5 protein-coding genes are annotated in these 11,762 nt (G+C 40.7%); all 5 read left to right on the top strand.

Annotated elements, in window-relative coordinates:
• The first annotated feature begins 286 nt into the window (after positions 1-286).
• The 5 genes from WA1_RS40085 to WA1_RS40065 all read left to right on the top strand — a co-directional run bounded on the left by WA1_RS40085 (position 287) and on the right by WA1_RS40065 (position 11,724).
• Positions 287-3,445: an ABC transporter transmembrane domain-containing protein gene (locus tag WA1_RS40085; protein WP_017748619.1), complete on the top strand. Its 3,159-nt coding sequence runs from the start codon at positions 287-289 to the stop codon at positions 3,443-3,445.
• Between the two features lie 969 nt (positions 3,446-4,414).
• Positions 4,415-5,203: a hypothetical protein gene (locus WA1_RS40080; protein ID WP_017748617.1), complete on the top strand. Its 789-nt coding sequence runs from the start codon at positions 4,415-4,417 to the stop codon at positions 5,201-5,203.
• A gap of 234 nt (positions 5,204-5,437) precedes the next feature.
• Positions 5,438-5,905: a HetP family heterocyst commitment protein gene (locus tag WA1_RS40075; protein WP_017748616.1), complete on the top strand. Its 468-nt coding sequence runs from the start codon at positions 5,438-5,440 to the stop codon at positions 5,903-5,905.
• 270 nt (positions 5,906-6,175) lie between these two features.
• A complete protein-coding gene (locus tag WA1_RS40070) occupies positions 6,176-6,931 on the top strand; it encodes a peptidylprolyl isomerase (RefSeq protein WP_017748615.1) in 756 nt (251 codons plus the stop codon).
• 1,706 nt (positions 6,932-8,637) lie between these two features.
• A complete protein-coding gene (locus WA1_RS40065; protein WP_017748613.1) occupies positions 8,638-11,724 on the top strand; it encodes a peptidase domain-containing ABC transporter in 3,087 nt (1,028 codons plus the stop codon).
• Positions 11,725-11,762: the final 38 nt, after the last annotated feature.

Raw genomic sequence — 11,762 nt, 5'->3', positions numbered from 1 at the left:
AATCCAAAATCCAAAATCCAAAATCCAAAATCCAAAATCCAAAATCTCCAATTTTCCCTAACCTCTAGCAAATCATATTTCTCTGTCGTATAATATTTTTTTGCCCTGTTACATATTTTTCCGGAATTCTACTATTAACCTCTGAAAAAAGTGTTCGTGGAGGGTAATGCAATAACTTTGAAGAATCCCTAGTTTTAAAAGCTTAGGGATGGAATTTTCTTTTTTTCTTGTCGCAATACTTGTATCATTTAATGCTAGATCATCATATGATATCAGAGACAAAACGATGAACTCTTTTTCGTCGTTTAGAGTACAAAAATCAATTGATACTAGTCAACATTTATCTCCAATGTCAAGTACGGTTATCCTTAACTGTTTGAAACTCATTACAGGAGATTCTAGTCTAGTATTGGATTTCAGTAAAATTTGGGTTGTTCGCGAGTTTCAATTAGGTGACGATTTAATCATCGGTAGCCCGGATAAAACATCTGAAAATACAAGCGATTTTCTTTACTTAGTTTGTCAAGGTAGAGTACGTTTGCTTGGGTATGACAAGACTCTCAAGCGTTCAGTGTCAACTCAGTTACTTTTACCACAACAAACTTTTGGCGCGGATTGTTTGTTCTTCGATGAACCTCTCCCCTATCAAGCTACAGCAGCTAGCGCTGGTTATGTAGCTCAAGTTAAAGTTTCCGATGTCGTTCCGTGGTTACAGCACTTTCCTAATCTGGAAACCAATTTAAAACACTTTACTCATGAGCGTCAAGCATTAATTTTTTTCAAAACTTGTACTGAGTTACGCTCTCAAAAAAGCCATAATCTACAGCAGTTGCTGCCCTACCTAGAACAAAAGAAGCTAGAGGCTGGTTCTCTTTTAGAGGAGACGACTCCAGGAAGAAATGGGCGCTTTTGGCTTTTCAGTGGAGCAATTAAAACGCAGAATGCACAAGATTACCCACCAGTTGTGGGAGAAAGTTGGGGATATCCCAATACCAAGCCACTGTCTTGGAGTGCCGAAACAGATTTATTGCTCTACCACCTTCCTATAAAGCACTGGGAATTGGCCACGCTCGTCGGGTCTGATTTATGCAGGTGGCAGGAAGAAGATGGGGAGATGGGGAGATGGGGAGATGGGGAGATGGGGAAAATTCTACCCCGTCACCCCCTCACCACCTCACCACCTCACCCCCTCACTCAGACACTCCCTCACCCCCTCACCCCCTCACCCCCTACCACCTACCCCTACTCCCTACCCCCTACTCCCCACTCCCCTCTATGGCGTCGTTATCCTTTTATCGAACAACAAAGTTCGTCTGATTGTGGTGCAACTTGCTTGGCGATGATTAGTCGATATTGGGGCAAACGTTTTAGTCTCAATACATTACGGAACTTAGCTCAAACAGACCGTACAGGAGCATGTTTGGCGGCTTTATCAGATGCGGCTCAAAATTTGGGCTATGATGCTCTCCCTGTACGAGCTTCTTTGTGCAAGTTAGAGTTGCATCCCTATCCTTGGATCGCTCATTGGCAAGGGGGGATTCATTATGTGGTGGTTTGGGAAGTTAAAGGCGATCGCGTATTGATTGCCGATCCTGCGTTAGGAAAGCAATGGCTCTCCCGTCAAGAATTTGAAGAAAGCTGGACGGAATATGCTCTCCTTTTATCACCTACAGACCGTTTAAATGCAGCCCAAGACGAGAAAATCTCTTTTAGTGGTATAAAGCAAGCTTTATCACCGCATCGCCAGCTGTTAAAGCAAATTTTCCTAACTGCAACGTTGCTCTCAGTTGTTGGAGTTTTGACGCCCATATTTGCTCAGATAGCTCTTGACTACGCGATCCCCGGAAAAAACCTAACGACAGTGAATGCTATTGCCGTTGGTTTATTTGTGTTGGGTATGGGGCGAATTGTTCTGAGTGCAGTTCGTCAACATCTGCTGGATTCTTTTTCCAATTTGATAGATGGCTCTTTGACTGGCAGTTTTATTAGCCACACCCTGCGGTTGCCATTGCAATTTTTTGCGTCCCGTCAAGTGGGGGATATCATCTCTCGTGTTCGGGAAAACCAAAACATCCAAGTGTTTCTCACTCGTAAAATCCTGACTGCTGCCTCAGACACTTTGATGGCAGTTGTTTACTTGGGATTGATGGCATATTACAACTGGCAACTGACTTTCGTGGTGCTGTGTTCAATCCTACCTGTTGCGATCGTCACTTTAGGGGCTAGTCCGTTTCTGAAGACGGTTTCGCGAGAATTCCTCAAGAAGTGGGCTGAGCAAAGCTCTCTGTTAGTAGAAACCATAACTGGTGTTGCTACTGTAAAAACGACAGTATCGGAGCAAAAATTCCATTTGCGTTGGCAAGAACGCTTTACAGATGCCTTAAAAGCTCGATTGCGCGGTCAGAAGCTAGTTAATGTGTTGCAATTGGCAAATAATGCGATCGCTCTTTTTTGCAGTACATATGTATTGTGGTATGGTTCTACTTCGGTGATTGGCGGTTCTATGACACTCGGTCAATTTGTAGCTTTTAATCTGCTCATTGATAATGCTGTCAAGCCAGTGACTGCGATAGCAAAACTGTGGGATGAATTTCAAGAGGTTATTGTTTCCGTTGAGCGTCTTAATGATGTTTTAACAACTCAGCCAGAAGAGAATCCTCAAAAACCTCTACAGGTATTGCCGAACATTCGAGGTGATGTCCATTTTGAGAATGTCACTTTCCGTTTTAATCCCTATGAAGAACACAACGCCCTACAAAATGTGTCCTTTAGAGTCAAAGCAGGACAAACCATTGCGATTGTGGGTTGCAGTGGTTCGGGGAAAAGCACTCTAGTTAACCTGCTAGCAGGCTTATACCGTCCTTATACGGGGAGTATTCTGATTGATGGACACGATACTGCTGTTGTTTCTTCGCAATCGTTAAGAAGCCAACTGGGGATAGTTTCTCAAGAATGTTTTTTATTTGCAGGGACTATTTTGGAAAATATTACCCTGTACAGTTCGGATTGGACTTTAGACCAAGTCATAACAGCAGCAAAGATGGCTGACGCAGACTCTTTTATTCAGACTCTACCGCTTGGATACAACTCACAAGTGGGAGAGAGAGGAATGATGCTTTCTAGCGGACAGCGACAAAAAATAGCTATTGCTAGAGCTTTTTTGAGAAATCCTCGCATTTTGATTTTAGATGAAGCGACTAGTTTCCTGGATGCTAAATCCGAACATCGGTTTTTAGAGAATTTAACTCGCTACAGTTGCGCCAGTGACGCTTCTATCGGTTGCGATCGTACTACTTTTATCATTGCCCATCGTCTTTTTACCATTCGACACGCTGACAGCATTCTTGTTTTAGACCGAGGTTTTCTTATTGAACAAGGCACTCATGATGAATTAATGTCAATTGGCGGTATTTATCACAACCTAGTTCAGCAGCAATTAAATTAGTCATTAGTCATTGGTCACTGGTCACTGATTACTAGTCACTGGTCACTGGTCACTGGTCACTGATCACTGGTCACTATACCATAAGATGGTCAGTTTATAACTTCATGTCTTTACTAACAGATGAAGTTATTACAAGTATTTGGTTCTAAAGTGCCAATCGTATGTTCTACTACAGAATTTTCTTTCATCAAAAAATAAACATAATAACGGCAGTAGGAGATTTTGCAGAATGGGTAAAAATTGCTATTGCGGCTTGCAGTAGTAAAGATTGTCTAAATGCTACTTGTGCTGTTATATTTTTATAAGGTTAGAAACCATAGTAATGGTAAAACAAGATATTCAACGAAAGCTGTAAAGCGAAGTTGGATGAGGGGTCTTACCCCCCAATAACTAACAAGTAAGAAACAAAAAGTGAGTGAAAGTCTAGGAAATAAAGAGAAAAATGAAAAGAGTAAAAATTATTGATAAAATGCCATAAGAAGAGATGACATTTGTGCAAAAAAATAGTATAAATACAAATGTTACTCTTAATGCTTAGGGATGAATATTTTTTCTCTACACCCCTAAAAAGTATGCGATTTTACTTATCTCCTAATTCTTTGGTATAAAATAAGTGCATAGACTTATCAGGGAAAGAAATAGAATCAGGAGTGAGCGAATTTTGAAGAGGACAAAAATGCATCTACTAGAATCAAATGGAAACTTTTCATGCCATTTATATGACATGAAAAAAAAGGAAAGAATTGCCTGCGGCACTGCTAAGCCAAAAACACAGTCGAAAAGCCACTATCAGTGTATGGGTATTAAAAGAAAAGTTGCAGGAGCTACTACCTTTTTACAGAGTATCTTTTGTGTAGATGCTACTTTTTTACACACTGATAAATAAATTTCAGGGGTAATTAACAAATTCCGGCTTAGCAGTAAAAAGACTTGAAGAAAAAGTCAGGTTTCCGATCATCAGGACAGCGCATGAACAGAATCATCAGGTTAAATGCACTTCATATTTCCAGCCAATCAGATGTCTCAAAGAATTATTGCGATCGCTCTGCTATTGAGACCGATTTAGTATCTGAAATGGCACTCATCCATGACAAAAATATAGCTTTTATAGAGACAGGTGTTACACTGAAAACACCTATAAAGACTCATAACACTGCGGTTGAAAGCTCTGAAGTAGCACTTAAGAATACGGAAAATAGGTTAGTACGTGTTGAGGAGTTCCTCAGTAAATCGCCTAAAGCCTTTTCCCTCCTAGCTACCATTAGGAGCATAGCTTTTTTTACAACAGTTGTTGTTTGGTCATGGACGGGAAGGATTGAGCAAGTCAGTCAAGTCCGAGGTAAAGTTGTAGCATTGGGAGAGCAATCTCAAATTCTGCCGCACCATTTGGATACAATCGATAACACTGTTGTGACTTCAGCCAGGAAATGGAAACCAATCGAAGTTGTTGCGGAATTAAACGGGGAATTCTCGACTGCTGAAGTTGAAGATCGACAGCAACAGTTAGTCACTAACCAAATGCAATCCAATCAAGTGGATGGTTTGATAAACAGTTCTCGCTTGCTAGCTCACACTCGTACTGCAATTAAAGTACTAGAGAATCTGGCGACTCGGGCTTCTCAAACAAGTGCCGTAAATAACAAACCAACAGATATTATCGACTTACGGCGGAATTCTCGAACTGTTTCAAAGAGAGTTGTATCTACTACTTCGAGTGCAAAATCTATCAAGAAAATAAGTCAGGTATATCGGAGTTAAAGCTGCATGGGCTGTCAACTATTTTACCGAGAAAAATCGAAGTATCAAATTAAAAGTCGATTAAACGGCCAGTGCAAAAACTCCTTGACATTTGTTGCTTATTACTGAACTGATATGTTGCTCTATCAAGTCTTGCTTGTCCTTTAAAGGTAAGAGCAATTATATAGACACCCATTGAACTACAAACCACCAAAGACGACAGACTCGTTTATTTCTATCAAAACAACAAACACTATGAACCACGGTATTTCTGGCAGTAGCAATTTAGATAAAACTATCAACCCCGAACAATTCGACCAAGTTGTAGAAGCTATTCTTGCAGGTAAGTATTCTTGGGCTTGCGTTCTTATGCTGCGTTTCGCTGGCTACAATCCTCTACATTACATTCCCTATCGTACTTACAACCGCCTGCTTAAGGAAAACTCTCACGTTTCCAGAACAAATACACAATCCAACGAAAGTCTAAAAATTGCTAAGCTACCTTCGGAGAAAAGATCCAGCAGTCATGTTACACCGACAAGCTGCTTGAGTAAAATTAAAGACTTGGCTTATCTTGAAGTTGTTGGCAAGCGCAAAACTGAAGTCCGTGGTGGAAGCCAGCAGTGGTTGACCACACAAGTTGAAAAATATCAATCTATGAAGTCCGATCCCGAAGCAGAAACCTCTCAAGATTTGTCCTTCAAAATCTGCGGATTTAAGTAAAGAAGGGTTAGTGGTTAGTAGGGGCGCAAGGCCTTGCGCCTCTACTAACCACTAATTAATTAATACTAAAATCGTCAAAAAATTTTCCGTATTATCAACAATTTATATTTTTATTATTTTCAAATAGAATATGAAGATATTTATAAAAATTTAGATCCCCGACTTCTTTGAAAAGTCGGGGATCTAGACACAGTGAGTTTTCACAAATCAAATAGGATTGCTATACATTCAAGACGCAAGTAGCATTAGAGACCGTTGTATTAAGTATCCATGGACGATTTTTCAAAAATCGCGATCGCAGCTGAAGAAGTTGTTAGCTTTCTAAAAAGCAAAACAAATTATAAGGAAGTATACCAAAATATTTTATTTCAGAGGGTCGTCGAGCGTGCATCTCGAGAAAGAGGAATCGCTGTTACAACAGAAGAGATTGAGGCAGAAGCTGAGCGTCAACGTCGCGAGAAGCGTCTGGAAAAAGCCTCTGACACACTAGCATGGTTAGCCGATGAGCTGATAAGCTTTGATGACTGGGAAGTTGGAATCCGGAACCAATTGCTAGCACAAAAGTTAGCTGTTGCTTTATTTTCTGAGGAAGTCGAGAAATTTTTCTGGCAAAACAGTTTGGGATTTGAGCAAGTTATTCTCTACCAATTAATAGTGAGCAATGAAAAACTTGCTCAAGAACTTTATTATCAGATTGAAGAAGGTGAAATTAGTTTCTATTACGCTGCTCACCTTTACGATATCGATGATAGTCGCAGGCGAAGATGTGGCTATGAAGGAAAAATTGAGCGTGGTGTAATTCCTACTGACATAGCTGCGATCGTCTTCAGTAAACCGACACAGGAGTTAATCGGTCCTCTTAAGACTGAACAGGGGTACCATCTTTTAATGGTGGAGGGCTTACTCCCAGCAGAACTCACAACCCAGAAATATGAAGAAATTCTGAACAATATGTTTCAGCAATGGCTCTTGGCTGCAGTAAACACTCTGGTTAGTTCTTCTCAAATATCACCAGTCAGGGATTGACAAAATCAACATAAAAATTTATATTGGCTTAATAATAAAGATTTGGGCTACTACATCTACCATCTTACATTTGTTACTAGGGTAGGATAATCGTGCCTAGTACACGAAGAGTTTTTTAACCATTTAGGAAATCTAGGGTGTCTGGTTTTCTGTGGTTGCACTCGGTGGCTGTTTTGAGCTAGATACTCATGGGCGAGAGACCACGACGAGGTAATGAAAAATTTCTTACCCCCTACTCGTTTTCAAGACATAGGAGTAGTTATCTAGATAAATCCTAGTCTACCACTCTAGATGGATATGTGTATACCTCTTTGGAGAGATGCGTGCCTTGTGAAAACCAGTGGATATTAAATTTTGATATAAAATAAAAAAACAATAATTAAAATTTATACTTTTCGCCAGTCAACCAATCATAATTTAGCAAGATTTATTTTTAATAAATTGTATATATTTATCTATAGCCGTAAAATAAAATAGATTTTTGTTTTTAGAAAAAAAATAAATAATATTGATAAATTTGAGAAGAACACGCACATCAAAGCAAGATGGATTTTAAAATTTTCAAGAATTTTTAATGGCTTTTTTGAAGAACCAGAGTTTTTCGTGAAAAACTCTTGACAAGAAGTTAGTAAATTTACTAATAAAGTTGTTGTACGCGTAAATAACCGCGTGAACAGCAAAGTAATTACTTAGTTCTCAAGATTGCTTATGAGGTAGAATTTAGTTTATAGTGATATTGTAACGAGAGAAGGACGGTAGTAAGGTAAACAAGGGAAAGGATAGCAACTGCACCCGTGTTTTCTAGCCTTCAGCTATTGAGCAATAGAGCAGCAAACTATTTTTAAGTGAATTCACCAAAGCTTTATGTATTTTGAGGTTGATAATCTTTAAGGTGAAGTTAGTGTTGTTCTTATGAACAAGTAGAGTCAACAGTTGATTCGCAGACCGTCTATAGTATTGGTTTTCGTCTGATTCAAGATGGAGCCATTTTTGAGCGGCTTCATTATGTTTCTGTAGACCGAGAACGCGATCTGTAATTCTTTGAAATTACTAGGAGCAGTTGCTTGAGTATGATTACAACATAAAAAACACTATTTCTTATGGACACAAGAGCCAGATTGTTTAAAAAGGATGCTTTCTACGTACTTAAGACGAACAAATCTTTACAAAACTTTTAATGATTGCCCCGTTCAGGCAATTCTTCAAAAGCCACAACCTTCAGAGTTAATTCCCAGTAACTGCGGAGATTGGGGTATGAAGAATTGAATGACCAAGGAGTATCTCCCCAGATTCCCAGGTACTAGGGAGATGGCTTCCAAGGTCGTGCCCATCATATAACCTAACTAATTAGCTTCCCAGGGCTAACCAATTATACAGCTGTTAATCGACTACATCCGGATGATAGCAGCTGTTACAGACTTTACTTTGTCCACTTTTTGTATATGACGGCAACTGGCTACAATTATGTCACACCCTTCTAGTCAACAACAAGGTTTTAGTTACAGTAAATTTGTCAAAAGCAAAATTACAACAAGCTATAGCAAGTTTTTGATACTAGCTACTGACAAGCAGCTTTTTGGTGGGGATACGAGCATTACTATCGACAAGTTTCCGATTTAAAGTCTAGTTTCTGTTGGACATTTGATTCTTGAGTTCATTTCTAGTCCCAGACCAAAAACTAAGTACTTTTACATGGAGATGAGGTGATGGTATCAGTTTTTTCCGAACACCTGTTAGGCGAACAGATCGCTAATGCTTTGGGTGAAACACTTTCAGAGCAAGAAATGGCGAGATGCTTGGCATTGGTAGAAATTGTAGAACCACCAGTAGCTAGGCAGTTCTGGCAAACAATATCGGCTAACCCAGGAATATATATTGTTCTTGTGGGAAAAGTAAGATTGTTGGATAGTGATGAAAATTTAGTTGCAACCCTAAGTTCGGGATCTTGCTTTGGAGAAGCAACCCTGTTTTCAGATGACTTTCAGCCATATGTAGCGAGAGCTTCAGCTAATCTTAAGCTTTGTTATCTCAAACAAGAAGTATTGCAAGCTTTAATAGAGCGCCACCCAAGTATTCGCGATCGCCTCTTGAAACGCTCAGAGTTATGGGATTTGGTCATGTTATGTCACCAAAACTGGCAAGAGATTGGCAACATATCAGATGTCCCAGGAATGCTCAAAGCTTTATCGTTGTTTGAGCGGCACGATCTCAGTGACCATCAACAAGCCACTCTACCAAAAGATTGTAAGTGTTTGGTATTGCAGAAAGGAGAATTGCGGCATTCTGAGGGACAGCTTTTAACTGCGGGCAAAATATATCCAGCCTCAGAACAAGACAGTTGGCAGATCGCGCAATCAACAATTGCTTATATCATTAGGGATGCAAATTGGTTACCTGCACTTGAACATTGGCAACAATTGGCAGAGTTTGTTCAATCTCAAGAACAGAAAGGCTCTGTTAAAACAAAAAAAGTGCGTTCTAAGACGTCAAAACCAGAGCGAATCACTTCATCTAGCAACATTATTCCCTTTCCCCAACAAGAAGGAGCGCCAAAACAAAAGCAACAGCAACAAAAAGAGAAAATACGTCCATACTTTCCCAGCCCCAAGGTAAAAACAGGGCAATTGTGGGGAAACCTGATCAAGAGCTACCCATTTTATGCCCAACACAGCGCTTCTGACTGTGGCGCAGCTTGTCTAGTCATGATTGGTCGCTATTGGGGCAAAAACTTTAGCGTCAATCGTCTGCGCGAACTCAGTAACGCCAGCCGTCAAGGTGCAACTTTACGTGCTCTAGCAGCCGCAGCAGAAAGCGTTGGCTTTGCAACTCGTCCGGTAAAAGCCAGTTTCGATAAACTGGCAGAACAACCCTTACCAGCAGTGGCTCATTGGGAAGGCTACCATTACATCGTTATCTATAAAATTACCAAACGGCAAGTGATTGTAGGCGATCCTGCCATTGGTCAACGTGTCCTTACCCACGCAGAGTTTAAAGAGGGATGGACTGGCTATGCGTTGCTACTACAACCCACAGTAGATTTGAAAAATGCTGAAGAAGCAACTCACTCTTTGGAAGAGTTTTTTGAGCTGGTTAAACCCCATTGGCGAGTTCTGCTTGAGGTATTTTTCGCCTCGCTCGTACTTCAGCTATTTGGACTAGTAACGCCAATATTTTCTCAGCTACTTTTTGACAAAGTGATTATACAAGGCAGTGTTGTCACTTTAAATGCTGTCTGTTTGGGAATGGTCATTTTTAGTTTATTCGGCATCGTCATTAACGCCGTGCGGCAATATTTACTGTCTCATACTGCCAACCGCATTAGTGTCGCGCTACTGGTGGGTTTTCTTAAACATACCTTTCGCTTGCCTCTAGGGTTCTTTGAGTCGCGTTACGTTGGAGATATCACGTCTCGGATTCAAGAAAACCAGAAAATACAGCGTTTTCTCACTGGTGAGACACTGTCGATCGTCTTAGATTTACTGACATTATTTATTTACCTAGGAGTGATGCTCTGGTATAGCTGGAGCCTTACATTAGTCGTGCTGTTAGCTATACCGCCATTTTTTATCCTGGCATTTGCAAGTACGGGCATATTGCGCCGGATGTCCAGAGAGATTTTTAATGCTGGAGCCGAAAGCAGCAGTTACTTAATTCAATCCCTTACAGGAATTCGTTCTATCCGCTCAATGGCAGTTGAGCAGACGGTGCGCTGGCGTTGGGAAGAACTTTTAAATAATGTGGTGAAAAAAGGCTTTACAGCACAGGTGATTGGCATCCGGTTGCAAGTTATTGGTGGCGGCATCGACATCCTAACAAGTACCATGTTGCTATGGTATGGAGCTTGGTTGGTCATTAATCAGGAACTGACCATTGGACAGTTAATTGCCTTCAATATGTTAAAAGGCAACGTCATTAGCCCCTTCAAACGACTCTCCCTAGTTTGGAATCAACTGCAAGAAATTTTTATTTCTGTAGAAAGGCTTAATGACGTCTTAAAAACGGCACCAGAAGAAGATTTGCTCTCCTCACCCCGTAAGCCCCTACGGAAACTTCAAGGTCATATTCGCTTTGATAACGTCACTTTCCGCTACCACCCAGAAAGCGATACTAATGTTCTGGAAAATCTCAGTTTTGAAATTAAACCCGAGCAAATGGTGGCAGTCGTAGGGCGTAGCGGTTCTGGGAAAACAACCCTGTCAAAGTTGATTTTGGGTCTCTATCCTCCGACAAGTGGTAAAGTATTGATTGATGGTCATGACATCAATAATATTTCTTTGCAATCACTTCGTTCCCAAGTTGGGATTGTAGACCAGAGTACTTTCTTATTTGGCGGTACTATTCGCGAAAATATCAGTATTGCTCATCCAGATACCTCTTTAGAGGAAGTAACGGAAGCAGCACGTCTGGCTGGTGCGGATGAATTTATTCAGCGATTACCAATGGGTTACGAAACAGAGATTGGTGAGGGTGGCGGTATGTTGTCGGGAGGACAACGCCAGCGTGTCGCGATCGCCCGTGCTTTGCTTGGCAATCCACGATTATTAGTTTTCGATGAAGCTACCAGTAACCTGGATGCTGAATCCGAACGCATTATTCAGAACAACCTTAAGACAATACTCAAAGGGCGTACTAGCCTAGTGATAGCCCATCGCCTTTCCACTGTACGCAAGGCGAACTTAATTCTGGTACTCGACCATGGTGTCTTAGTTGAAAGCGGTACTCATGACGAGTTAATCGCCAAACAAGGTCATTATTACTACCTCAATCAACAACAACTATCACAAGCAGGGTGATTCATCTCTCCCATCCTCCCATCTTCTCATCTCCCTAC

The sequence above is a fragment of the Scytonema hofmannii PCC 7110 genome (assembly GCF_000346485.2).
GTDB classification, from domain to species: Bacteria; Cyanobacteriota; Cyanobacteriia; order Cyanobacteriales; family Nostocaceae; genus Scytonema; species Scytonema hofmannii.
This window is presented reverse-complemented; position numbering and strand designations above follow the sequence as displayed.